General features: G+C 42.6%; 20 protein-coding genes. 10 read left to right on the plus strand and 10 right to left on the minus strand.

Annotation, left to right across the window (positions count from 1 at the left end; all coding sequences use genetic code 11):
- Positions 1-3: 3 nt before the first annotated feature.
- The 9 genes from D1136_RS01935 to lpxD all read right to left on the minus strand — a co-directional run bounded on the left by D1136_RS01935 (position 4) and on the right by lpxD (position 11,051).
- Complete coding sequence (locus D1136_RS01935; RefSeq protein WP_161875947.1) at positions 4-3,384, minus strand: SusC/RagA family TonB-linked outer membrane protein; 3,381 nt, start codon at positions 3,382-3,384, stop codon at positions 4-6.
- Positions 3,385-3,468: 84 nt separating this feature from the next.
- On the minus strand, positions 3,469-4,626 hold the full coding sequence (locus D1136_RS01940; protein ID WP_161875948.1) for a FecR family protein: 1,158 nt from the start codon (positions 4,624-4,626) through the stop codon (positions 3,469-3,471).
- A gap of 85 nt (positions 4,627-4,711) precedes the next feature.
- Positions 4,712-5,269, minus strand: coding sequence for an RNA polymerase sigma-70 factor (locus tag D1136_RS01945; RefSeq protein WP_161875949.1), 558 nt, complete (start codon positions 5,267-5,269; stop codon positions 4,712-4,714).
- Between the two features lie 32 nt (positions 5,270-5,301).
- Positions 5,302-5,811, minus strand: coding sequence for a ParB/RepB/Spo0J family partition protein (locus D1136_RS01950; protein WP_161875950.1), 510 nt, complete (start codon positions 5,809-5,811; stop codon positions 5,302-5,304).
- A gap of 4 nt (positions 5,812-5,815) precedes the next feature.
- Positions 5,816-7,129, minus strand: a complete 1,314-nt coding sequence (locus tag D1136_RS01955) for a DUF3440 domain-containing protein (RefSeq protein WP_161875951.1) — start codon at positions 7,127-7,129, stop codon at positions 5,816-5,818.
- Positions 7,084-7,485, minus strand: coding sequence for a hypothetical protein (locus tag D1136_RS01960; protein WP_161875952.1), 402 nt, complete (start codon positions 7,483-7,485; stop codon positions 7,084-7,086). Before D1136_RS01960 ends, D1136_RS01955 begins: the two co-directional genes overlap by 46 nt.
- Before the next feature lie 288 nt (positions 7,486-7,773).
- A complete protein-coding gene (gene lpxA / locus D1136_RS01965) occupies positions 7,774-8,553 on the minus strand; it encodes an acyl-ACP--UDP-N-acetylglucosamine O-acyltransferase (protein ID WP_161875953.1) in 780 nt (259 codons plus the stop codon).
- A gap of 57 nt (positions 8,554-8,610) precedes the next feature.
- A complete protein-coding gene (locus tag D1136_RS01970) occupies positions 8,611-10,014 on the minus strand; it encodes a bifunctional UDP-3-O-[3-hydroxymyristoyl] N-acetylglucosamine deacetylase/3-hydroxyacyl-ACP dehydratase (RefSeq protein ID WP_161875954.1) in 1,404 nt (467 codons plus the stop codon).
- The gene (gene lpxD, locus D1136_RS01975) at positions 10,014-11,051 is read right to left on the minus strand and encodes a UDP-3-O-(3-hydroxymyristoyl)glucosamine N-acyltransferase (protein ID WP_161875955.1); all 1,038 of its coding nucleotides are present in this window, start codon (positions 11,049-11,051) and stop codon (positions 10,014-10,016) included. The genes D1136_RS01970 and lpxD overlap by 1 nt, the downstream gene beginning before the upstream one ends.
- Positions 11,052-11,380: 329 nt before the next feature.
- Here lpxD and rimP point away from each other — a divergent pair, with 329 nt between their 5' ends.
- From rimP to D1136_RS02025, 10 genes are all read left to right on the plus strand, one after another.
- On the plus strand, positions 11,381-11,842 hold the full coding sequence (gene rimP, locus D1136_RS01980; RefSeq protein ID WP_161875956.1) for a ribosome assembly cofactor RimP: 462 nt from the start codon (positions 11,381-11,383) through the stop codon (positions 11,840-11,842).
- Positions 11,843-11,888: 46 nt separating this feature from the next.
- Positions 11,889-13,130 (plus strand): transcription termination factor NusA, encoded by a 1,242-nt coding sequence (gene nusA / locus D1136_RS01985; protein ID WP_161875957.1) that lies wholly within the window; start codon positions 11,889-11,891, stop codon positions 13,128-13,130.
- 96 nt (positions 13,131-13,226) lie between these two features.
- Positions 13,227-15,995, plus strand: coding sequence for a translation initiation factor IF-2 (gene infB, locus D1136_RS01990; protein ID WP_161875958.1), 2,769 nt, complete (start codon positions 13,227-13,229; stop codon positions 15,993-15,995).
- Positions 15,996-16,094: 99 nt separating this feature from the next.
- Positions 16,095-16,556 (plus strand): protein-disulfide reductase DsbD domain-containing protein, encoded by a 462-nt coding sequence (locus D1136_RS01995; protein WP_161875959.1) that lies wholly within the window; start codon positions 16,095-16,097, stop codon positions 16,554-16,556.
- Between the two features lie 75 nt (positions 16,557-16,631).
- Complete coding sequence (locus D1136_RS02000) at positions 16,632-17,723, plus strand: CapA family protein (RefSeq protein ID WP_161875960.1); 1,092 nt, start codon at positions 16,632-16,634, stop codon at positions 17,721-17,723.
- 120 nt (positions 17,724-17,843) lie between these two features.
- On the plus strand, positions 17,844-18,224 hold the full coding sequence (locus tag D1136_RS02005) for a methylglyoxal synthase (RefSeq protein ID WP_161875961.1): 381 nt from the start codon (positions 17,844-17,846) through the stop codon (positions 18,222-18,224).
- Positions 18,225-18,341: 117 nt separating this feature from the next.
- A complete protein-coding gene (locus D1136_RS02010; protein WP_161875962.1) occupies positions 18,342-18,758 on the plus strand; it encodes a DUF6769 family protein in 417 nt (138 codons plus the stop codon).
- Between the two features lie 117 nt (positions 18,759-18,875).
- Positions 18,876-20,039, plus strand: coding sequence for an efflux RND transporter periplasmic adaptor subunit (locus D1136_RS02015; protein WP_161875963.1), 1,164 nt, complete (start codon positions 18,876-18,878; stop codon positions 20,037-20,039).
- A gap of 75 nt (positions 20,040-20,114) precedes the next feature.
- Positions 20,115-23,219, plus strand: coding sequence for an efflux RND transporter permease subunit (locus D1136_RS02020; protein WP_161875964.1), 3,105 nt, complete (start codon positions 20,115-20,117; stop codon positions 23,217-23,219).
- Positions 23,220-23,225: 6 nt separating this feature from the next.
- Positions 23,226-24,407, plus strand: a complete 1,182-nt coding sequence (locus tag D1136_RS02025; protein WP_161875965.1) for a TolC family protein — start codon at positions 23,226-23,228, stop codon at positions 24,405-24,407.
- Between the two features lie 49 nt (positions 24,408-24,456).
- Here D1136_RS02025 and D1136_RS02030 read toward each other — a convergent pair whose 3' ends face one another.
- A complete protein-coding gene (locus D1136_RS02030) occupies positions 24,457-25,095 on the minus strand; it encodes an HAD family hydrolase (protein ID WP_161875966.1) in 639 nt (212 codons plus the stop codon).
- Between the last annotated feature and the right edge of the window lie 8 nt (positions 25,096-25,103).

Consider the following 25,103-nt stretch of genomic DNA (forward strand, 5'->3'; position numbering starts at 1 on the left):
TTATCAAAACAAGAATTTAATGCTTCCTTGTACATTACGGGCAAACGGATAAGTGATACCCCGTTCCATCTTCACGGTGGACCAATACCACAAATCAGAAATATTCACACCGAATGTAACGGAAGTGGCACGCAGGTTTTTCCTTACCCAATCATTGTCCCATTTCCATTGTATGCTGGCGGATTGCAATTCCAATACCCTATCGTTCATCACAAAACGGGAAGTCGCCCGGGTTTCTATCCCGTTATATCCTTTGAATGCCACCACATCACCGGGTTTTTGCCAGCGTTCATACAAAGCCCGTGCATCCACATTCTGCGCCATCAGTGTAGTTCGGTCCACTTCCACCCGGTCAACGATGGTCTGGTTATATACTTTACCTCCCCAGTGGAATCCCATTGAAAGATTAAAAGTCAGTCCTTTCCACATAAACATCGTATTGGCAATACCCCGGTATCTCGGATCGGATTGCCCAACATATACTTTGTCTGATGCTTTCCAGATGTCGGTACGGTTACCATTTTTGTCCAGATAGATTTCCTTTCCGTTGCTGGGGTCTATACCCAAAGAACGCACCACATAAATACCGTTCTGCGGACGACCTTCATAGAAAAGGTTAGACACATCCACATCTTCCTGTAAATAAGACTCAGTCTGTTTTTTTATGGCCTCCGACAATTTAGAGACATAATTTTTGTTATAGCTCAATTGTCCGCTGACCATCCAGTTGATGTCCCGCTCTGCATCACGCATCACATAAACACTGGCGGAAGCTTCCCATCCATTGTTCTTCACCTCCCCGACATTATCCACGAAAGACGAGAATCCCATTGAATGAGGCATATCCATGTTAGAAAGCAGGTTATTAGTCTTCTTGCTGTAAACATTAAATTCTCCTTTGAATCGATTGTTCCAAAGCCCGAATTCCACACCAAAGTTAAATTCGTCCGTCTTCTGCCAGGTCAGATAAGGATTGCCCAATCCCTGCAATTCTGCTCCGGTCCAGTTCATATAATAGTTATCGGTCAGAAATTTGTAAAGCGTATTGGCTCCATTGGATCCTTGCTGGATTCCGGTTTGTCCGTAGGAAACTTTCAAACGGAGGACATTGGCAAGAAATCCTTCCATGAAATGCTCATTATGCAAATTCCAACCGATTCCGGCACTCCAGAACGGAGCATATTTCTTTTCGCTTCCGAACGTGGAACTTCCGTCCACACGTGCTGAAAAATCCACATAATAACGGTTATCGTAAATGTAATTCACGTTACCTGTAAGTCCTAAACGACGGGATTTCGCCTGACTTCCCGCAGGACCTCCATCTTTGGCATACTGCCGGGCTGTCGCTAAAAAATTAACTTTCTCTTCCGTGAAACCTTCCGCCGAAATGTCATAAGCATAACTGCTTTTTCCTTCTAAGGCATAGTCTACACCTACATATACCTGATGCTTGTCTGCAAACGTCCTGGAATATGAAACGGTAACATTACTGCTGTAAGTATTGCTCCTGCCGGTAGTATAATCGTAAGTACCGCGCCGCAAGAACCCTTCACCCGATTGGTAATACTCATCATTCGTAAATTTGGAATGCTCAGCAGGCAGAAATTTATCGGCCGTATTGTCAGTGGCTGAGATTCCCACTTGTCCGCGAACAATAAAACCCGTCAAAGGTTGCCATTCAATCGAGAAATTGTTGGTCAAAGTCCGGTAGTCCGCTTTATCGAAACTATTCAGCGTAGCATCATACAGCGGATTCTGATAACCTGTATAATTAGCATGGAAACCGTCAAACATCCGGATCAGTTTGCCATTTTCATCATAGGGTGCATTATAAGGCTGTTGTTTTACGTACTCGCTGAAATTGCCATACTTACTTTCCTGGCTTTTGGTCACACCATAAGAAGCATAATTCTTGAAAGTAATATTTTTGACCTTATACATCAACGTCAAAGAACCATTGAACGCCTTTCTATGGGAATCCTTCATCGCTCCGCGGATATCTTTATAACCGGCAGTGGCACTCCAGCGAAATTCTTCACTACCACCTTCCAAACGCAAGTTATAATGAGAACCTACCCCTGTCCGCAAAGGCTTGCCCAGCCAATCGGTATCCGTTCCGGCGGCAATTTCCCTCAAACGCTTGGAATAAGCTTCCTTAAACCAAACATCATTACTTGGAGAATCACTCTTATATAACCCCAAATCCCATTCCAACTGTAATTTCTCGGCAGCGTTCAACATATTGTAAGAAGTCAGGTCCGGTATTTCAAGGTCCATTCCGACCTCAGCACTTACCCGGAGTTTACCCACTTCAGGCTGCTTCGTCACTACTACAATCACGCCGTTGGAGCCGCGTGATCCGTAAATAGCCGTAGCTGCCGCATCTTTCAGAATGTTGATGGATTCGATTTCCTCATCATTGTAGTCCATCAAACGCTCCAAAGCAATTTCAAAACCGTCCAGAATAATCAACGGAGTATTCACGGAATTGTCGGCACTCTGGTTGTATTCCTTTACGCTCATCGGCAGAGAAGAATTACCACGGATATTGATTTGCGGTAAATTATTCGGATTACTTCCGTTCAGGTTGTCCATGGCCATATTGATAGACACATCAACGTTTTTCAGTGTTTGCAGCAGATTTTGCCCCTTATACATCTTCAAATCTTCTTTAGACACGGAAGTCACTGCTCCTGTATAACTCTCCTTCGCTTTTTTAAAGATACCAGTCACAACCACTTCGTCCATATCACTGGCAACAGGAGTAAGTACTGCATTCACTTCAGCTTCTACAGCATGCCCCGTCCGAAAAACAACTTCTTTACTTCCCATTCCTATCATGGAAAATACCAGAATATGTTCCCCTTTCGGCACATTCATCTTATACATTCCATGCACATCAGCCGATGTACCCAGAGTTGTACCTTTTAGCAATATCGTTGCTCCCGGCAATGGAACTCCATTCTCATCCAATACTTTTCCATACACTTTAACCATTTCCGCCTGTTGCGGTGTTTGCACAGCTTTTTCCTTCACTACAATCATGTTTCCCTGCACAGTCCAGGTTACAGCTGTTTTATCAAAAAGCGAATTCAACACTTTTTCAACAGTCTCCTCGCTGGCTTTGACAGAAACTTTCCCTAAATGATCTACCAATTCATGGTTAAAAAGGAAAGACAATTTTGTTTGATGCTGAATTTCGTTGAAAAGCGATTCAAACGACACATTTTTCATATTCAGAGTCACCCGTTCCTGTTGCGCCATTGTCCGGGCCGACAAGCCCAACGAAAAAAACAACACGCACACTACAAATAATTTCATCGTCATCAACAACTTTTGCCAATGCCAACACACCGAACACTGGTCTGATCGATTTTTTTTCATAGATTTGTAATTATTAATAACACTTAAATTATGATATGCTTAGGCACATCTATCTGCGCAAGGTGCTCCAACACCTTGCGTTTTTTATTTAGATACAGTAATTGTTTTTCCCCAGACAGAGAAATGTACTCCGGTAGCTTCCTCCAATGCCTTCAAAATGGTTTCGATACGCTCATAACGCTCCATATAACCGGAAAAATGCAAATCCTTAATTTCCTGATTCTGATACAATACCTTCACATCATACCAATTGGCCAATATACCCAGGATTTCTTCCAGACGTTCCCGGCTGAAACGGAACACACCTTCCTTCCAGGCCGTGTAAAGCGACACATCCACCTCTTGTAACTTCACCGAACTACTGATTTTATCCCAACGTGCCAGCTGGCCGGGGCACATCCGGTATTCCCGTCCAGCAGCAACCGAACAGATACTAATGCTTCCTTCAACTAAAACCGTCTGAATTTCATTTATACGTAAAGTATTGATGTTAAATGAGGTTCCATAAACCTTCACTTCCATCCCAGGCGTCTCAACTACAAAAGGACGCCCCGTATCTTTAGCCACCTCAAAATAAGCCTCCCCTTCCAATTGCACCCTGCGAACCGCATCATCAAAGACAACCGGATAGCGAAGAATTGTCGCCGCATTCAAAAATACTCTCGTTCCATCAGCCAATATCAGACGATATTCTCCTCCCCGGCCTGTTGCCAAAACATTTTGTCCCCCTCTTCCTGTGCGCTCTCCTCCTTTCATATCGTAGGCTAACATTCCTGCCTTCTGCCTCACTTCTATCTCCGGCGCAACCAGGATTTCCTGCTCCGTTTGTCCCGTCAACTCCACCTGCTCCCCTCCGGCCAATGTCAATACCGCCCTCGATGATCCCGGCACTATCGTTTCGGTAACAGAATTTTCCGGTTGCGGCGCCTTCCATTGCCACACCACAACCATCACCAGAGGCCATACCAAAACAGCAACGGCCCGAAGAATATGTTTAAAGGATATATATTTACGTTTATGCTTACCAATAGTCGCCTCAAAACGCCGAATGGCCTTTTCTTCATCTATTCCATGGTAAAGGGGATATTCCCGGGAAAGCAATTTTTCCTGTAAAACAGCATGCAAAAAATCCCGGTTTACGGCACTCGCGCTAACCCAACACTCCAGTTCATTATTTTCCTCCGGCGTTAATTCACCCGTCAGACGCAATTGGATCAACCGGATAATTTCATCACTTTCCATACTTTCTCTGTTTGTATATATAATACAAACAGAATTCAAAAAGGGGTACGGAAAGAATAATTTTTTTTAAATTTTATAAAACTTTCTACAAAACCATTAATAAATACAGGTTTCCTAACCGTTCCCGAAGTATACGAACGGCTTTTTTCTTTTGAGATTTCACGGTTCCGACCGATATCTGGAACAATTGAGCAATTTCTTCATTTTTTTTTCCGGCTAGGTGCTGCTCAAACACTTTTCGACACCCCTCCGGTAATTCCTCGATCACCTGGTAGAGCTGCCGGTAAACCTCTTCACGTATCAACGCATAATTCTCATTTTCAGCCGCTCCTCCTCCCTCTATACTTTTTACATACTCCCAATAACGCTGTTCCTGTTTCTTATGTTTCAGGTAATTCAGACAACCATTTCTGACCGATTCATAAAGAAAGGCCCGAAAACCATAAAATGAATTATACTCCCTGTTTCCCTTCCATATACCAACAAAAACCTCCTGAACAATATCTTCTGCCGGTTCCTGCAACTGCACATACCTCATTGCATACAGAACCAGATAACGATAAAACATCCGGAACAAGTCCCGGTAGACACCAGCCTGCTTCTGATTAATTTGTTCGATAAACTCCTTTTCTATCTGATTCATTTCCGATATTATCCGGTTGATACCCAAAATCCCTATTCATCCGAAAGGCTAAAATCACGTCCGGCAAACAACTCGGCCAACCCGGAAATCTGCTTCAAACGTAAAAGTTCATCTTTATCCATTCCGATGTGTTTTCTAATCCACTGATCAGACATTCCCGCCTTTACCAACTCCGAAACGATATGACTCATCAACTCAATATTATGGACGCCACGGGCACGGTTATGCCGGATCGTCGATGCCATCCGGTTGGAAATATCCTTTTCAATAACAGTTACCGGCAACAATCCTTTTTCACGCTCAAAAATACGTTTGGAAGTCTTCAAGACCCAATAGCGATGATAACCGTCCACCAATTCATACAAATCCTGGTCCTCCATATAATAACATACACACGGCATAGTATAACCATCTTCCCATATCGAGAGCTCCAATAATTTCATCTCAGGAGGTGCAACCACATTCGGATTATAATTATTGGCCACCACCTTTTCCACAGGTACGGCTATCACTTTATAAACAGGACTCTTATACTCATTCATAACATTAAAATAAAAAGCTGTATTTCTCCAGTATCATATCCCTTCTTGCTTTCTCTTTCTTAGTAGGGGCAAATCCCATATAACGACAGGTATGGTCATTTTTTAAAATGCAAATACAGACACGCCGGAAAGTAGGTAATTCACGAAACTCCGGAATCTGAATATCATCCAAGTATTCCATCCTCACCGGTCTCTTACTGGTTTTATAACTGCTTTTTTCCCCAACGGTAAACTGAACACCGGCCTCTTTCAATTTTTCGATAGTCGCCTCAGACAAACAACCTCCCTTTTCCCGCCAGAAACGAATACTTACATCCAGTTTTTCCTGATAATTAAGCCGGGTTTCCGCCGGCAAGGTACCCAGCAGGAATTGTAAATAACCATACCAGGTAAAACCGGGAGGCAATACCATTTTATGCCACCCGACAGCCGTTGTTCCTCCGTAAATGGCCGTAAAATTCACCCCATTAATCCGATTTATCATCTTTCCCCACATTTCAGGATCTATAGCCCTGTACAACTTCAAGCTGGATTGAGCCTCCGAGATAAAAGGACTGGCCACCCTCTGTTTCTCCAAAGGTACTCCCGCCCGATAGTAAAGGTCATAAATCGGATTATAAGGCCAACAAAATTTACCATTGGCTATCCAAACATCCGTTGTCTTCCAGTCATAAATAGGATAAGCATTATATACTCCCACAGCAATCTGCCTGATCCATTTTAATCCTCTGAAACGATGCAATTCCTGACGATGAAGCGAATGCCAACGGCAAAGACTTTCCTGGGTCCGTATTCCTACAAGGCAGCAAGTACGCTTGGCCTTTTTCCGCAAATGCAACCAACGGGCAAACCGCCATTGAAATTCATAATCCCACATGCGCCGGCCAAAAAAAGAAAAATCTTTCCGGGTATAACAGCCGTCAGGCATATTGCGTACCCAACACTCTTTTTTTTCTTCATCCCAAGGTCTCCAGAACCTTTCAAACATCGAAGTACAGGTAGATACCTTAAAAGGAACACATACCCGGTATACCTCCAGAACATCCGAATTGGAAGCAAGCACCTGGTCGACATAACGAATCGTTTCTCCATACTGTACCTCATAATCCATGTGAAAAACCCCCAATTTCCGCCCAGGACAATGCTTACGGATATAATCGATACACAAATGCAAAAGCATACCACTATCTTTCCCCCCGGAAAAAGAAACATAAACATTGTCAAAAGTATTGAATATTTTTTCCAAACGGATTTGTGCCTGTTCGTAGACATTCAAAGACTTCTTCCTCGGTATTCCATTTTCACATAGAGTTTCCATGTTCTGATTACAGCAAAATCATTTTCCTGAAAAACAGGAATATGACGAGTGTGAGTAACAGACTGCAACTTATATCCCATGCCATAAATTTTAATGACCTCTTGCAGTATAGAAGCCAACACAAAGCCATCATCCCCTACCACATAATAATTATTAACAACAGCACCCTTCTCTTTCACCTCAACCGGAATAAACCCCAGCACCTTCTCCTCTTCCAAAGCAACAAACCAAACGTGATTAGCAGATGTGCGAAAAGGGTAATTATTATTTTGCCTCAACACACTGGTTTTCATAACTAATGGAGCGACCAATTGATACAGACGACTCTCTGTTCCTGCTAATCTTTCTATATGCATAAGACCAAGTTGTTATACGCCGGAAACGCTATTTTACACAGACTTTACATTCAAAACCTTTTCGTTTTGTATGGCAATTTTGACAAAAATAAATAATTAAATCAATAATTAAAAACAAAAAAGAGAAGATGAACAACTAAAGAGTCTCTGTTTCCGGCTATCCTTTATGACCATTCGACAGCCTGCTAAAGCATTTATTGGAAGAACAAACCTCCTGCTGTAAATAAAAAAAAGATGTATGAAATTGTTTTCATACATCTTTTTTATTCTTCTGGAGAAGAAGAAAGATTATCCCATATATCCTTTCATGATTCCCCGTTTACTGTTCCGGACAAACATAATGATTTCATCCCTTTCCTTCGATGCAGACATTTCAGCTTCTATCCGCTCAATTGCATCCGACACATTCAGACCAGATTGAAAAAGGATGCGATAAATATCCTGAATTTCATTAATCTTTTCATTCGTAAATTCGCGACGACGCAAGCCAATGGAATTTACTCCGGCATAAGACAGCGGCAAACGTCCGGCTTTAACATACGGAGGTACGTCCTTACCAATCAGGGAACCTCCCTGTATCATCACATGTTTTCCTATATGACAGAATTGATGCACAGCAGTCATTCCGCCAAAAATGGCATAATCATCCACAAAAACTTCTCCAGCCAACTGACAGGCATTACCGATAATACAATTGTCACCCACTTTACAGTCATGTGCAACATGAACGTAAGCCATGATCAAACAGTTGCTCCCGACCTCTGTGATTCCGCGAGCTGCTGTTCCCCGGTTAACTGTTGCACATTCACGAATAGTGGTATTATCCCCAATTTTTACAGTAGTTTTTTCACCTCTGAACTTCAAATCCTGAGGAACAGCAGAAATAACTGCTCCCGGAAAAATCTTACAATTTTTACCGATGTGTGCACCTTCCAGAATTGTTACATTCGATCCGATCCGCGTTCCCTCCTCTATTACCACATTTTTGTCAATCGTCACAAAAGGTTCTATCACCACATTATCAGCAACCTGAGCTTCCGGATGAACATATGCTAACGGTTGTTTCATTCGTTTATTATTTAATGAATACTATATTTATCTGAATCATTCAGTCCGCAAATATAATTATAAGTTTTTGGTTTTTGCTACCTGAGCCATAAATTCTCCTTCACACACCAGCTTTTTCCCCACGAAAGCATATCCTTTCATTTGCACAACCCCTCGCTTTATCGGAGCCGTAGTAATCAACTTAAACACCAACGTATCGCCAGGCACTACTTTATTACGGAATTTCACCGCATCTATTTTCATGAAATAAGTTGAATAATTTTCAGGGTCAGGCACACCACTTAATACGAGAATTCCCCCACACTGGGACATCGCTTCCACAATCAACACTCCCGGCATGACCGGTTCTTCAGGGAAATGCCCCACAAAATGAGGTTCATTCATGGTCACATTTTTACATCCGACCACCATATTATCAGTCACCTTGAAAATCTTATCCACCAATAAAAACGGAGGCCGGTGTGGCAATAAAGTCCGGATTTTATTGATATCCATTAAAGGCTCTGCATTAATGTCCACATCGAAAGGATAAGCATCATCTTTCTCTTCTGCCAGGATCTCTTTATACATCATCTTAGCCATGGAAGCATTCGCCTTATGACCGGGACGTTCAGCAATCACCCGTCCTTTTATAAAGCGGCCGCACAAAGCCAAATCACCCATAACATCAAGCAATTTATGACGGGCAGGCTCATTTTTGAAGTAGAGCTCCAGGTTATTTAACACCCCTTCTTTCACCTGTACATTTTCATAGCCAAATAATTTTGCCAGGCGGTCAATCCCTTCCTGATCCATTTTACGGTCTACGATAACAATGGCATTGCTTAAATCCCCGCCTTTAATCAAATTATGCGCCAGTAAAGCTTCTACTTCATGCAGAAAAACAAAAGTACGGCAAGGAGCTATTTCCTTACTGAAATTCGTTTCAGAAGCAGAATAAGACGCATACTGTAAACTCAAATAAGGCGAATCGTAAGCAACAACAGTATGAATACTATAATCCTCATCCGGCAACAAAGTAATACGAGTATTGGTTTCCTCATTATAAAACTCTATCTTCTTTTTTACTGTAAAGAAACGACGCTCAGCCTGCTGTTCTTCAATACCTACTTTTTCAATACCCTCAACATAAAACCGAGCACTCCCGTCCAAAATAGGAAATTCCTCTCCGCTCAATTCAATCAGGCAGTTGTCAATTCCGCAACCATATAAAGCAGCCATCGCATGTTCCAGCGTAAAAATCTTCACATCTTCTTTCTGCAAACAACTGGCCCGATCAGCAAATTCCACATACTTAGCCAATGCCGGGATTTCAGGTGCCCCCTCCAAATCGGTTCTGACAATCCGATAGCCTGTATTTTCGTCCGCCGGTTTAAAGACAGCTTCCACTTCTTTTCCGGTATGTAAACCTTTCCCTTTAACGGAAAATTCTCCTTTTAATGTTGTCTGTTTTACTGACATTATTGTTTTAACTTTAATGTTTGTATTTCTTTTTCCAGATCCCGAAGCTGTCCGTACAATTCCGGCAATTTCCGGAACAAGACATAACACTTCCGATACTTTGCCGCATCAAAGGCAGGAGCTCCCATAAACACAGAACCCGCAGCTACGTCATTTGTAACTCCGGTTTGGGCAGCCAGCATAGTGCGGTCTTCTATTTTCAAATGGCCAGCAACCCCCACCTGTCCGCCAAACATACAATGTGCCCCCACTTTAGTCGTTCCGGCAATACCACACTGAGCAGCCATTACCGTATTTTCCCCGACTACCACATTATGGGCAATCTGCACCAAATTATCCAACTTCACCCCTTTCTTTATCCGGGTTGAACCCATCGTAGCCCGGTCTATACAGGCATTAGCCCCCACTTCAACATAATCTTCCAGCACCACATTTCCAATCTGAGCCACTTTTTTATAGTCCTCTCCCGCAGGAGCAAAACCAAAACCATCAGCACCGATAACCGTCCCTGCATGAACGGTACAATGGCTTCCGATAACACATCCGTAATATATTTTTACACCGGCATAGATCACCGTATCGTCTCCTATCACGACACCCTCCCCGATATAAGCGTGAGGATATATTTTTACCCGGTTACCGATTTTTGCCCCTTTTCCGATATAAGCAAAGGCCCCCACATAAACCGATTCCCCCAAAGCAACTCCTTCTGAGATAAAAGAAGGCTGCTCTATTCCCTGAGGTTTGGGACGCATCATCTCTTCATACATACAGAGTAGCGAAGCAATAGCATCATAAGCAGACGGCACCCGAATCAAAGTGCAGGGCACCTCCCTCGACGGACAGAAATCCTGATTCACCAACACGACAGAAGCCGCCGTACTATAAATGTAATGTTCATATTTGGGATTAGCCAAAAAAGCTAAGGTATTAGGTTTTCCTTCTTCTATTTTAGAAACATTGGAAATGAGCACTTCACCGTCACCTTCCACCACACCTTTTAGCAACGCTGCAATATCTTTTGCCTTAAATTCCATGATTTTAAAATTTTCGCAAATCTACAAATTTTATTTGTAACTCATAAAGATATTGCGGATATGTTTCAAAATTAACTATGTCGCGGAAACTCTATTTTTTACATATCTGTCTACTACACAGCAGAATACTACCGATCCGTTCATTATCACCACTCCCAATCTTCGTTTTTCTATTTTTTCGGGTATTTCATAAAATCAAAAGAAAATGGCACTCAATATTTTATAATTCAATAATTAATCCTATATTTGTCGCGATTTAGCGAACAGCTAAGAAGAGGGGACAGTGAGGTCCCCTCTTCTTTGTTACCGAAAAAAAATCAAACCGATTTATGAAAAGCGAAACCATCAAAGACATTGCCCTGCCCATCCTGACGTCCAAAGGATTATTCCTGGTGGACCTCAACCTCTCTAAAAACAATGTAATAGAGATTCTTATAGATTCACTTTCGGGGGTAAACATTCAAACTTGCATAGACATCAGCCGTGAAATAGAAAAACACCTGAACCGGGACGAAGAAGACTTTGAACTAACGGTTTGTAGTGCCGGAATCGGATACCCGTTTAAAGTGGAAGGACAATTCCAAAAGAATCTGAATAAACTTGTTGAAGTCAAAACGAACGATAACACGACACTCACGGGCACGTTGAAGGCTTATGATGACGAAAACATAACCATCGAATATGAAGAAAAGAAAACGATAGAAGGAAGCAAGAAAAAACAATTGATAAAAACCGAAAAACAAATTCCACGGAAAGAAATAAAAGAAATAAAAGACATTGTCGTCTTTTAAAGTCAGTCTAAATACAATAATCACATAATAAAAGTTCAACATCAAAATGGAAAACATCAATCTGATCGATTCATTCGCTGAATTCAAAGAATTTAAAAATATAGACAGGGCAACATTAATGAGAGTACTGGAAGACATTTTCAGAAATATGTTGTTAAAGAAATACGGAACAGACGAAAATTTCGACATCATCATCAATATAGATAAAGGTGACCTTGAGATTTGGAGAAACCGGACTGTCGTAGAAGACAACAAACTGGAAAATCCCAACACCGAAATCACCATCAGTGAAGCGAAAAAAATCGATGAAGACTACGAAATAGGAGAAGAAGTTACCGACGAAGTGAAATTTAAAGATTTCGGTCGCCGCTCTGTACTGGCTTTGCGCCAAAATCTGTCGGCCCGTATTCTCGAACTGGAAAAGGACAATATCTATACCAAATATAAAGATAAAGTCGGTCAAATCATCTTAGGAGAAGTTTACCAGGTCTGGAAAAAAGAAATGCTGGTGCTGGATGATGATGGGAATGAATTGATTTTACCGAAACAGGAACAGATCCCGACCGATTTCTTCAAAAAAGGAGATTCCATTAAAGCGGTTGTCATCCGGGTGGAAATGAGGAACGCTAATCCCTATATCATTCTTTCCCGTACTTCTCCGGTCTTTCTGGAAAGACTTTTTGAAAATGAAGTTCCTGAAATATTCGACGGATTAATCACCATCAAAAATGTTGTCCGCGTGCCCGGAGAAAGAGCGAAAGTTGCTGTCGAATCTTATGATGACCGCATAGACCCGGTAGGTGCCTGTGTCGGGATGAAAGGTTCGCGCATTCATGGTATAGTCCGGGAACTGAGAAATGAAAATATAGACGTCATTAACTATACGAATAATCTACAGTTATACATTACCCGGGCCTTAAATCCGGCTAAAATAAAAAACATAGAAATTGACGAAGCAAACAAAAAAGCCAATGTTTACCTGGATCCAGAAGAAGTCTCTCTGGCGATCGGTAAAGGCGGCCTCAATATCAAGCTGGCCAGTCAGCTTACCGGTTACGAAATTGACGTATACCGGGAATTAGACCAAACCCAGGAAGAAGATGTGAATTTGGACGAATTCTCTGATGAAATTGAAGGATGGGTCATTGACGAACTGAAACGTGTGGGTTGTGATACGGCGAAAAGCGTTTTAGAACTAAGTGAAGAAGAACTGGAAAGCCGTACAGACCTGGAGATAGAAACCATCAGGGAAGTACTCAGCATTTTAAAAGCAGAATTTGAAGATTAACGAAGAAGTAATTTTTGATTTACGGTTTACGATAGCAGCGGAATGAACAGAGATGAAATTTTTGAATCGTAAATCTAAAATCTACAATTGAACAATATGGCAGTTAGATTAAGTAAAATAGCCCGAGAATTTAATGTAGGACTTTCTACTATTGTAGAATTCCTGCATAGCAAGGGGATTAAAATATCCTCAGACCCCAATGCCAAATTAACCGACGAAGATTATGCGTTAGTGGCTAAGGAATTTTCATCCGACAGTTTAGTGAAGAAAGAATCTTCTTTGGTTGATTTAAAAAATAGTCGAAAGAAAAAAGAGACCGTTACATTGGATGAAGCAGGCAACGTCTCTACGGAAACAGAAACACAAAAATCTGAAGATGATTTCATCTCGATAAAGGATGAAGTCAAATTGGAAAGTAAACTGAAAATAGTGGATCATATTGATTTAGACCACAAAACCTCTGTTACGGAGACCCCTGAAATAACGGAAAATACCGAACAGGCTTCAGAACCAGAAGAAATGCCGGAAGTTCAGACGCCCGCATCAGAAACGAAAGAGGAAATTCCTGAAGTAAAGGAAGAACCCCAAGAACCCGGTACGCCTTTTAAATTAGCCCAGCCGGCTTTAAAAGACGTAAAGGTTGTCGGAACCATTGATTTGGATGCCATCAATCAACGGACCCGACCTCCTAAAAAAAGCAAGCAGGAAAAAGAACGCGACCGGAAAGAACTCCGCAAAAGCAACAAGCCTATTGCCACCTCGGAAAATACAATATCACAGGATATGTCCGAGATAGCAGGAGAGGAAGACTCAGATATCCGGAAAAAAAGAAAAAGAATCCACCGTCAGGATGAAAAAGTTCAGTTAGAACCACTGCCCTCTCCCAATAAAAACGCAAAAATTGAAGAAAACAAGAGAAAACTGAAGAAATTAAAGAAAAAGAAAAACGAAAAAACCGAAATTTCCGAAGAAGATATAGACAAACAAATTAAAGATACGTTTGCCCGTTTAGGAAGCAAGGGAAAATCCCAAACAGCAAAACACCGCCGGGACAAACGGGATGCTGCCCAACAAAAGCTACAAGCCGAAATAGAACAGGAAGAAAAAGAAAAAAGCATTCTCAAACTCACTGAGTTTGTTACTGTGGCAGAGTTAGCGACCATGATGAACATCAGTGTTACAGAGGTCATCTCGGCATGTATGTCCCTGGGATTGTTCGTTTCCATCAACCAACGTCTGGACGCAGAGACCATCAATATCGTGGCTGATGAATTCGGATATTCCGTAGAATTCGTCAGTGTGGAAATACAAGAAGCCATCGAAGAGGAAGAAGATGATTCAGAAGAAAACATGCTGCCGCGTCCTCCCATCGTAACGGTGATGGGACATGTTGACCACGGTAAAACCTCTCTGTTGGACAGCATTCGCAAAACCAATGTAATTGCAGGAGAAGCGGGAGGAATCACCCAGCATATCGGTGCTTATAATGTGAAGTTAGCCGATGGCCGGGCCATCACTTTCCTGGATACTCCGGGACATGAAGCTTTTACAGCCATGCGGGCCCGTGGAGCTCAGGTAACAGACATTGCCATTATCATTGTAGCAGCGGATGACAGCGTCATGCCCCAAACCATTGAGGCCATCAACCACGCAAGTGCCGCCGGAGTTCCCATTGTATTTGCCATTAATAAAATCGACAAACCAGGTGCCAATCCGGATAAAATCCGCGAGGAACTGGCCAATATGAACTATCTGGTAGAAGAATGGGGCGGTAAATACCAATGCCAGGAAATAGCAGCCAAAAAAGGACTTCATATTGAAGAGCTTTTGGAAAAAGTCCTGCTGGAAGCCGAATTGCTGGATTTGAAAGCGAATCCGCACAAAAAAGCGACAGGATCTATCATAGAATCCTCTCTCGACAAAGGACGTGGTTATGTTGCCACCATACTGGTACAATCCGGAACCCTAAAAACCGGAGACATCGTATTGGCAGGCCAGTATTTCGGGCATATCAAAGCAATGTTTAACGAAAGAGGCGAAAAAATAGAAAAAGCAGGTCCATCAGAACCAACTTTGATTTTGGGACTCAACGGAGCTCCTCAGGCCGGAGATAAATTCAATGTCATGGCCGATGATAAGGAAGCCAGACAATTGGCCAACAAACGGGAACAATTACAGAGAGAACAAGGCCTGCGTACCCAGAAACACATTACCCTGGACGAAATCGGACGCCGTATTGCAATCGGTAACTTCCAGGAGCTAAATATCATCGTGAAAGGTGACGTAGACGGTTCTATCGAAGCATTGTCCGATTCTCTGATCAAAATGTCGACAGATGAAATCCAGGTAAACATTATTCATAAAGCCGTCGGACAGATTACGGAAGGCGATGTATTGCTGGCCGCAGCTTCCAACGCCATTATTGTCGGTTTCCAGGTACGTCCTTCTATGAGCGCCCGTAAATTAGCAGAAAAAGAACAGATCGACATCCGGCTTTACTCTGTCATCTACCAGGCAATAGAAGAATTAAAATCAGCCATGGAAGGAATGCTTTCTCCGGAAATCAAAGAAGAAATTATTGGTACAGTAGAAGTACTGGAAACATTCAGGATTTCCAAAGTAGGCACTATCGCAGGTTGTATCGTCCGGGACGGAAAAATCAACCGTACGGCAAAAGTACGTGTCATTCGGGACGGCATTGTCATCTATACCGGAGCTCTCGGTTCCTTAAAACGTTTTAAGGATGATGTAAAAGAAGTTGCCAAAGGATTCGAATGCGGTCTGAATATCGAAAATTACAACGACATCGCAGTAGGCGATATTGTTGAAGGTTATCAGGAAGTAGAAGTGAAAAAAACACTTTAATTATTCATTAAGTAACTTTTAACACCTGTTTGATATAAAGGTTAGCATTTTATTTCTTTACTTTGTCTAAATATAAAGTAATTACTAAAGAAATCAGAAATGAAAAAAAGATTTGCAATATTGATGTTAGCGGCAGTTTTCACCACCACTGTAACTGCCCAGATCTTAAAACCGGTGAAATGGCAATTTAACACCAAACAAATCAGTGAAGGCATTTACGATATTGAATGCAAAGCAACCATTGATGCCACCTGGCACCTTTATGACACGAAGTTGCCGGAAGGAGGTCCTCTTTCAACCAGTTTTAATCTCGATGAAGATGAAACTTCCGGAATCGAACTGGTTGGAAACTTCAAAGCAACCAGCACCCCAAAAACCGAGCATAGCCAGGCTTTTGACATGGAGCTGCGTTTTTTCACCAATTCAGTGACTTTCGTACAACGGGTAAAGGTAACCAAACCGGAAGCCAATCTCGTAGGTTTCATTGAATTTATGGCTTGTACAGGGGGACAATGTACCCCACCCACCGAAGCTGATTTTAAATTTGTTTTGAAAAAATAAGTCAGACAAAACTACTGTAATAGAGACAAAGACTGAAATCCATTTTCTGTTTTTGTCTCTTTTTATTTATCACGTATGAAGCTACTCTTTTTCTTGGGATTTTGTTTCCTGTTTTATCCGACATACAGCCAGCCCTGGATTCATCCGGACCGGAATACTACCTCGGAAGACCTCACTCTCTTTTTTACAGGGGATGTCATGCAACATGCCCCTCAAATCAAAGGAGCCTGGGATACCTTACGAAAAGATTATAATTATCTGCCGTGTTTCCAATACATCAGTCCCTACTGGAAAAAAGCAGACTATGTTTTTGCCAACCTCGAAACAACCCTTTCTAACCGTAACTTCAGTGGCTATCCCCAGTTTTGCGCCCCCTGGCAATTGGCACGAGACCTGAAAGAAAGCGGCGTAAATATCCTGACCACCAACAACAATCATAGTTGTGACAAAGGAGCTCAAGGCATAAAACAAACACTCTACTATCTGGATTCTTTGAACCTCCCCCACACCGGTACTTTTACCGACAGTATCTCATGGGTCACCCAAACACCTTTATACATTCGGCATTATCCCTTTAAAATCGCTTTGCTTAGCTATACTTACGGAACCAATGGAATCCCTGTTACCCAAGGCCAGGTCGTGTCCATGATTGATACTCTGACCATGCTCAGACACATCAACAAAGCCATAGTGGACTCAGCAACCAACATCATCGCCGTTGTACATTGGGGCATTGAATATCAAACCTCCCCCACTCAGGCACAAAAACGGCTGGCCCATTGGCTACATTCTCAGGGAGTTGACATCGTCATCGGCTCACACCCCCACGTCGTACAACCTCTGGAATATGTCATAAGCGGCCAAGACACCACCGGTATTACGGTTTACTCACTCGGTAATTTCGTATCTAACCAAAGTAAACGCCACACCAATGGCGGAATCAGCGTAGAATTAACCTTAAAAAGGATATATGGACGCACCCGTTATCAGATGCGGTATCTGAGCCATTATGTCTACCGCCCCCTTGATAACCATCTCCGAAGATATTATGTCATTCCTGAACCCCTTGCCCCCCAAATATTGGGTGAGCAGGACAAAGTTCTATACAAAGAGTTCTTCAACGATACCGATTCAATTATCGGAACAGCAGCCGGCAAATTATTTTAGGTAGTTAACAGGTATCTGTCTTTCCCGCAATCGAGTACGTAAATATTTTTATGCTCATCCTTCATATCAACAATAAAATGTGTAATTTCGTAAAACAAACCAATAAAATTGAATACTACCATGAAAATTGCAGTTATTGCCCATGACGGGAAAAAAGCAGAAATGGTTGCCTTTCTCAACAAGCACATGGACTTTCTGAAATCTGTAGGCACAGAAATCGTAGCAACAGGAACTACCGGCAAACATGCACAAGATGCAGGATTAGAAGTAGAGCGTTTATTATCCGGGCCATTAGGGGGAGATGCACAAATTGCCGCACTGGTCGCAGAACATAAAGTATCTATGGTTATTTTCTTTCGTGACCCTCTGGGAAAACATCCCCATGAACCGGACGTACAAATGCTGATGCGGGTTTGCGATGTACACAATGTTCCCATTGCTACCAACCCATCCACAGCAGAAATGATGATTCAAGGCTTTCTTGAAATCCACAAAAAATAATACCGCCTCCCCCTTTCGTTAAAAGCGAATGAAACAAATATGAATTTTTTATTAAAATAAACGAAAACCTTTGCGCTGCTCCATAAAAAAGTTATATTTGTTTATCAAATCCGGCAGATGAATTTAAAAAACTTTACAGCAATATTTTTTATTTCTTTCGCAAGCATCATCATGCTTGCTTTTGCTGTAATACCTCATCATCACCACGGAGATTATATCTGTTTTGAAGCAACACACTGTGAGTCCGGAGCTCCGATACCGGGACATACCCCCGAGAAAAATATTCCAGACACACACCACAGTTGCGGCAGAAATCTTTTCCAAACCCAGCCTATCCGGAATTCATCTTCATCCCATTCTTTGGATGAAGGAAAATATTTTATAGAAACTTTCTTTGTCCTTTCGGATCTACTGAATTTTCTTTCATCAGAAGCCGAAAATAAACTCCTTTTTTCCGGCTTCTACCGGGAAAAACTCCATGCGACCTGTTTTATTTTTGATTTTTCCGGCAGAGCCCCTCCATATCGGGGTTAAGTGAATGACCCCCTATCATTTTCTGTCAGCAAACCATACAGTCCATAGCATGTACCGTCACTTGCACATGCCTGACTCATCGGATTTCTGAAATTAACATTACAAATATGCACCACCATGAAATCATTTATTATATTTATTATTTTGCCCGTTCTATTTTTATACGGCTGTAAAAACGCATCCACTCATGACCATTCAGATAAAATCACAGAAAATCATGAAGGTCACAACCACGAAAATGAAAATGCCGGACACGGGGATGAAATTATCTTTACAAAAAAACAGGCAGCACAAACCGATTTTAAAGTAGAAGAAATACAACCGGGTGTTTTCCACCAGGTCATAAAAACCAGTGGTCAAATACTTCCGGCACCGGGAGATGAATCTGCGCTCGTCGCGACCAATAATGGTATCATCTCCTTTGCCAACCATAAACTTACGGCAGGCAGTGCCGTCCATAAAGGGCAAATCTTATTTCACATTGCCTCCAAAAACATCAGCGAAGGAGATTACTATTCCCGGATTTCTGCCAACTATGAAAAAACAACCGCAGAATACGAACGGGCACAAAAACTGGTGGCAGACAAAATCATTTCTCAGAAAGAATTTGAAGAAATCCGCCTGAACTACCAGAATGCCAGAATTGCTTATGACGCCATTTCCGACAAACACTCCTCTCAGGGAATAAGCCTAACCAGCCCCTTAACCGGATATATTAAAAACATTGCTATAAAAGACGGAGAGTATGTCACTGCAGGTCAGACTGTAGCTACTATCTCCCAAAATAAACGGTTGATTTTGCGGGCCGATGTATCCGAAAAACACTACGGTTCTCTGAATCGTATCCAAAGTGCAAACTTCCGGACTCCTTACGACAACCAAACGTACCGCTTGTCCGATTTAGCCGGCAAACTTTTGTCAGCCGGCAAAACTGCCGAGAACAACAGTTTCTATATTCCGGTGACCTTCGAATTTGACAATCGGGGAGAAATCATTCCCGGTGCTTTTGTCGAAATTTATCTTATTTCTTCTCCGATGGAAAATGTCATCCATATCCCCCTGAGTGCTTTAACCAATGAAATGGGATATTTTTATGTCTACAAACAATTGGATGAAGAAGGTTTTCAGAAACAAGAAGTAGAAATCGGGGTCAATGACGGAAAGGAAGTACAAATATTGAAAGGATTGAAACCCGGCGAGCGGGTAGTTACCCGTGGTGCCTACCAAGTGAAAATGGCTGCCTCATCCGGAACAATTCCGGGACATAACCACGAACACTAAATCAAGATTTCAGCAATATTACTTCAAAGCTACCCCATTAAAATCATCTGTTCGAAATTATAAGAATACATCATTATGCTAAATAAAATCATACAATATTCGCTACACAACCGCCTATTGGTCATGATAGCAGCCATCGCCCTACTCATATGGGGAAGTATTACTGCCCATGAAATGGAGGTTGATGTTTTTCCGGACCTGAATGCTCCCACAGTAGTTGTCATGACAGAAGCCCAGGGAATGGCACCGGAAGAAGTGGAGCGCCTCGTTACTTTCCCCATAGAAACAGCCGTTAATGGGGCCACAGATGTCAGGCGGGTCCGTTCCTCCTCCACCACCGGTTTCTCGGTAGTATGGGTTGAATTTGAATGGGGAACAAACATCTATACAGCCCGGCAAATCGTATCTGAAAAACTGTCTACCCTTGGAGATGCGTTGCCCACGAATGCGGGACGCCCTACCTTAGGCCCTCAGTCTTCCATTCTGGGAGAAATGATGATTATCGGACTGACAGCCGAAACAACCTCTTTACAGGACCTCAGGACCATTGCAGACTGGACCATACGCCCCCGCCTCCTGTCTACCGGAGGTGTCGCTCAGGTTGCCGTTATTGGTGGGGATATTAAAGAATATCAGATTCTTCTTGACCCTATCCGGATGAAACACTACAACATTAGTCTGGACGAAATTCTTCCGGTAGTAGAAAATATGAACCAAAATGCCACAGGGGGTATCCTTTATGAATATGGAAACGAATATATCGTTCAAGGCACTCTGGCAACAACCCATCCGGAAGAATTGGGAAAAGCAGTGATAAAAACCACGAATGATCTGCCTGTCACCATAGCTGATATTGCCGAAGTCCGTATAGGCGCCAAAACTCCGAAATTAGGTCTGGCCTCGGAAAAAGGTCAGCCGGCAGTCCTCATCACCGTAACCAAACAACCCGGCACCAATACGCTGGAATTAACGGACAAATTAGACGCTTCACTCGCTGAATTGCAAAAAACTCTGCCTCAGGATGTTACTGTCTCCACTGATATATTCAGGCAGTCCCGTTTCATCACAAGTTCCATCAATAACATACAAAAAGCTTTATTTGAAGGAGCTGTTTTTGTCGTTATTGTGTTGTTTTTCTTCCTCATGAATTTCCGGACCACCTTGATTTCATTAGTCGCTTTACCTTTATCCATGTTGATGGCCATTCTCGTTCTGCATGCTTTCGGGCTGACCATTAACACCATGAGTCTCGGAGGTTTAGCCATTGCTATCGGGTCATTGGTGGACGATGCCATTGTGGATGTGGAGAATGTATATAAACGGCTACGGGAGAATCACTTAAAGCCCAAAACAGAACAAGAAGCTACTTTAAAAATCGTCTTCGAAGGTTCAAAAGAAGTCCGCACCCCCATCCTGAACTCTACCTTGATTATCGTCGCATGCTTTCTGCCGTTATTTTTCCTTTCAGGTATGGAAGGACGCATGCTGATTCCCTTAGGTATCGCCTTTATTGTCGCGTTATTCGCTTCTACCATCATAGCCTTGACACTTACTCCCGTGCTTTGCAGCTATTTACTGGCAACCCCCAAAGCATTACAAAAAAGCGAAAAAGAGCCCTATGTCTCCAGAAGCTTAAAAAGGATATACCAAAAGTCCCTCCAATGGGCCCTCCACCACAAAAAAATAATCCTGGGAACTGCCGGCGGACTACTCATCATAACTTTAATCCTGCTTTTTCAATTAGGCAGAAGCTTCCTGCCTCCTTTCAACGAAGGTTCGCTTACCATCAATGTAAGTACAATGCCCGGAATTTCCCTGGAAGAATCGGATAAAATGGGATTGCTGGCCGAAAAAGTTTTGATGAACATTCCGGAAATTCAAACTGTGGCCAGAAAAACAGGACGTGCCGAACTGGACGAACATGCTCTGGGGGTGAATACTTCCGAAATCGAAGCTCCTTTTGTGTTGCAGGAACGAAGCCGGGACGAATTTCTGGCCGATGTTCGCAAACAATTAGGACAATTAAAAGGAGCCAACATTGAAATCGGCCAGCCCATCTCCCACCGGATTGATGCCATGCTCTCCGGTACAAAGGCAAACATAGCCATAAAACTGTTCGGAGCAGATTTAAACAAACTTTTCAACCTCGGAAATGAAATCAAAAATACGATACAGAATATCGACGGAATCGCAGACTTAACCTTAGAGCAACAAATTGAACGTCCCCAGCTACAAATCATTCCCAAACGGGATATATTGGCTAAATACGGCATAACCCTCCCCCAGTTCTCGGAATTCATCCAGGTAGCTTTAGCAGGGAAAGTTATCTCACAAGTTAACGAAGGAGGAAAGGTTTTCGACCTGACTGTGAAAGTAGAGGACAGTCAAAGAGCTACGATGGAACATGTCGGAGAATTAACCCTGGATGCTAACGGACGTAAAATCCCCCTCCATTACATAGCAGAAATTCTTCCTCTGAGCGGTCCCAATACCATCAGCCGGGAAAATGTACAACGCAAAATAGTGGTATCAGCCAATGTTGCCGGCCGCGACCTGAAAGGAGTTGTAAATGACATACAAGCCACTATCGCCGACCGGATCTCCCTGCCGGAAGGATATCACATCGAATATGGCGGACAATTTGAAAGCGAAGCTGCCGCTTCCCGCACTCTTTTTCTGACGTCCCTGATTTCCATCCTGCTGATATTCCTCATCCTTTACCATGAATTCAGAAGCCTTTCGCTTTCCGGTATTATCATGCTGAATCTTCCTCTCGCCATTATCGGAGGAGTCATCAGCATTTGGTTCACCTCGGGAGTCATCAGCATACCTTCTATCATCGGCTTCATCTCTTTATTCGGTATCGCAACCCGCAACGGTATACTTTTAGTTGCACACTACAACACCCTCCGCAAACAAGGATTCAATCTCCGGGAAAGTATCATCCAGGGTTCACAGGACCGGCTGAATCCAATTCTGATGACGGCTCTCACCTCCGCATTAGCCCTCATACCCTTAGCCATAGGAGGAGACTTGCCCGGCAATGAAATTCAGAGCCCTATGGCCCAGGTTATTCTGGGAGGATTACTAAGTTCCACCCTCCTGAACGGTTTTGTAGTACCCGTTGTGTATTACCTTTTAAACCAAAATTCAAAACAAACAAATACATTAGTCCATTAAAATATTATGAAAAGAAATCTCTATATCCTTATTTTATGCTTCAGCCTTCCTGCCGGTTTATTTGCCCAAAGCACCGTAAGCGAAGTATTGAACAGCATCGAACTTCATAACAAAACTATCCAGGCCGGACAAAAATTAAAACAAGCCCGACAATTAGAAAACCGAACCAATAACAACCTGGCTAATCCGACGGTAGAACTAAACCAGCTTTGGGCAAAAAACGGAGGAGGAAAAAACGCAAATGAACTGGCAGTTGTCCAATCCTTCGACTTTCCTTCCGCCTATATCCACCGAAACAAATTGATCAAGTCCCAAAACACTGTATCAGATTTGCAATATGCCTCAACCCGTCAGGAAATATTGTTGGCAGCCCAACAGACCTGTCTGGAAATCATTTATCTGCAGCAACAAAAACGACTATTGGAACGTCGTTTGAAAAACACCGCATTGTTGACTCAACTATACCAAAAACGTCTGGAATCAGGAGATGCCAACCAATTGGAATATAACAAAATCCTGTTAGAAAAAATCAATGCAGAAAATGCCAGCCGGCTCAATACTGCCAATCTGCAAGCTCAGTCGGATATTTTACAGCAATTAAACGGAGGTGTAGTCATTTCATTTTCAGACTCCATATTCCCCATTCTACCACCACTTCCGGAATTTTCCCAACTGGAAGCCGCCTACCTTGCTGCAGACCCGAAACTAAACAGCCTGGCCGAAGAATCCCGGACCGCAGAACAAGAAATAAAAGTGAACCGCGCACTCAGTCTGCCAAAGTTTGACATAGGCTATCGGCGCAACGGAGGCAGTGAAGAGAAAATGAACGGTTTTAAAATCGGCATGTCCATTCCTTTATGGGAAAGCAAAAACACCGTTAAGCAAGCCAAAGCACAGGCCGAATATGCCAATGCCTATATGGAAGACAATACATTGAATTTAAAAATCACACTCCAGCAACTCTACGGGCAGGCTCAGGCATTGGAAATATCCCGAAAAGCCTATCAGACAGCCCTATCCTCACAACAAAACGAACTCCTGTTAAACAAAGCATTGGAAGCCGGACAAATCTCTATGCTGGATTATTTTGTAGAAATCAATATGCTCTATGAAAGCATACAAAACTACTTAGATATAGAAAAAGAATACCAAACCATCTTGGCTCAATTGTTTCAATACACCCTATAAACAATGGCCTCTATGGTAATCTGCTTGAGAAGGTTGATTCCGGAAACACCTATGGAATCACCTTCTCAAGCAGTTCTTTCATCTGATGAATAACCGGAGCCTTTTCCGCCAACCGCCATTCACTGTTATGTCCTCCGGCAAATAAAATGCAATCAAATCCCAAAGCACAGGCAACCTCCGCATCATGAACCGTATCGCCCACCATCAAGGTTTCAGCAGAACAAACCGGACACTTTTCCAGCATTCGCAGTCCCCGTTCTATTTTTCCTTCCGCATAAATATTATCGGACCCGCAAACCCGGTCAAACCGGACAGCAATATCAAAATCATGGACCATCTGCTCCAACAAATCTTCCCGTAAAGCGGACAAAACATACTGCTTTATCTTTGCTCCCTGAATTGTTTCCAACACCTCGTAAACCTGCTCATTCAACTCTAATTTTTCTGCATACCGGTTATAAGTCTCTACAAAATCGACCGACACATCATGCAAAGATTCCTGTTTCAAGTCAAATCCTACTTCCCTATAAAAGTCCGCGACAGGAAATCCGAACTTATCTTTATATTGCCGGCAAGTCAACAAAGGCAATTTCCTTCGCCCCAACATATCGTTCAAAGTTGTCACTCCTACTTCCAAATCATTGAGCAAGGTACCATTCCAATCCCAAACTATATTCTTATATTTCATGTCTGAAT

Origin of the sequence: Odoribacter sp. Z80, assembly GCF_009935865.1 — a bacterium.
Taxonomy (GTDB): Bacteria; Bacteroidota; Bacteroidia; order Bacteroidales; family Marinifilaceae; genus Odoribacter.

What these genes read in the sequence shown, in the direction of transcription:
- lpxD (WP_161875955.1), bottom strand. Translation starts at nt 11,051, where the DNA reads ATGGAATTTAAGGCAAAAGATATTGCAGCGTTGCTAAAAGGTGTGGTG.
- D1136_RS02015 (WP_161875963.1), top strand. Translation starts at nt 18,876, where the DNA reads ATGAAATCATTTATTATATTTATTATTTTGCCCGTTCTATTTTTATAC.
- lpxA (WP_161875953.1), bottom strand. Translation starts at nt 8,553, where the DNA reads ATGAAACAACCGTTAGCATATGTTCATCCGGAAGCTCAGGTTGCTGAT.
- D1136_RS01970 (WP_161875954.1), bottom strand. Translation starts at nt 10,014, where the DNA reads ATGTCAGTAAAACAGACAACATTAAAAGGAGAATTTTCCGTTAAAGGG.
- rimP (WP_161875956.1), top strand. Translation starts at nt 11,381, where the DNA reads ATGAAAAGCGAAACCATCAAAGACATTGCCCTGCCCATCCTGACGTCC.
- D1136_RS01935 (WP_161875947.1), bottom strand. Translation starts at nt 3,384, where the DNA reads ATGAAAAAAAATCGATCAGACCAGTGTTCGGTGTGTTGGCATTGGCAA.
- D1136_RS01995 (WP_161875959.1), top strand. Translation starts at nt 16,095, where the DNA reads ATGAAAAAAAGATTTGCAATATTGATGTTAGCGGCAGTTTTCACCACC.
- D1136_RS01945 (WP_161875949.1), bottom strand. Translation starts at nt 5,269, where the DNA reads ATGAATCAGATAGAAAAGGAGTTTATCGAACAAATTAATCAGAAGCAG.
- D1136_RS01955 (WP_161875951.1), bottom strand. Translation starts at nt 7,129, where the DNA reads ATGGAAACTCTATGTGAAAATGGAATACCGAGGAAGAAGTCTTTGAAT.
- infB (WP_161875958.1), top strand. Translation starts at nt 13,227, where the DNA reads ATGGCAGTTAGATTAAGTAAAATAGCCCGAGAATTTAATGTAGGACTT.
- D1136_RS02025 (WP_161875965.1), top strand. Translation starts at nt 23,226, where the DNA reads ATGAAAAGAAATCTCTATATCCTTATTTTATGCTTCAGCCTTCCTGCC.
- D1136_RS02010 (WP_161875962.1), top strand. Translation starts at nt 18,342, where the DNA reads ATGAATTTAAAAAACTTTACAGCAATATTTTTTATTTCTTTCGCAAGC.
- D1136_RS01960 (WP_161875952.1), bottom strand. Translation starts at nt 7,485, where the DNA reads ATGCATATAGAAAGATTAGCAGGAACAGAGAGTCGTCTGTATCAATTG.
- D1136_RS02005 (WP_161875961.1), top strand. Translation starts at nt 17,844, where the DNA reads ATGAAAATTGCAGTTATTGCCCATGACGGGAAAAAAGCAGAAATGGTT.
- D1136_RS02030 (WP_161875966.1), bottom strand. Translation starts at nt 25,095, where the DNA reads ATGAAATATAAGAATATAGTTTGGGATTGGAATGGTACCTTGCTCAAT.
- D1136_RS02020 (WP_161875964.1), top strand. Translation starts at nt 20,115, where the DNA reads ATGCTAAATAAAATCATACAATATTCGCTACACAACCGCCTATTGGTC.
- D1136_RS02000 (WP_161875960.1), top strand. Translation starts at nt 16,632, where the DNA reads ATGAAGCTACTCTTTTTCTTGGGATTTTGTTTCCTGTTTTATCCGACA.
- D1136_RS01940 (WP_161875948.1), bottom strand. Translation starts at nt 4,626, where the DNA reads ATGGAAAGTGATGAAATTATCCGGTTGATCCAATTGCGTCTGACGGGT.
- nusA (WP_161875957.1), top strand. Translation starts at nt 11,889, where the DNA reads ATGGAAAACATCAATCTGATCGATTCATTCGCTGAATTCAAAGAATTT.
- D1136_RS01950 (WP_161875950.1), bottom strand. Translation starts at nt 5,811, where the DNA reads ATGAATGAGTATAAGAGTCCTGTTTATAAAGTGATAGCCGTACCTGTG.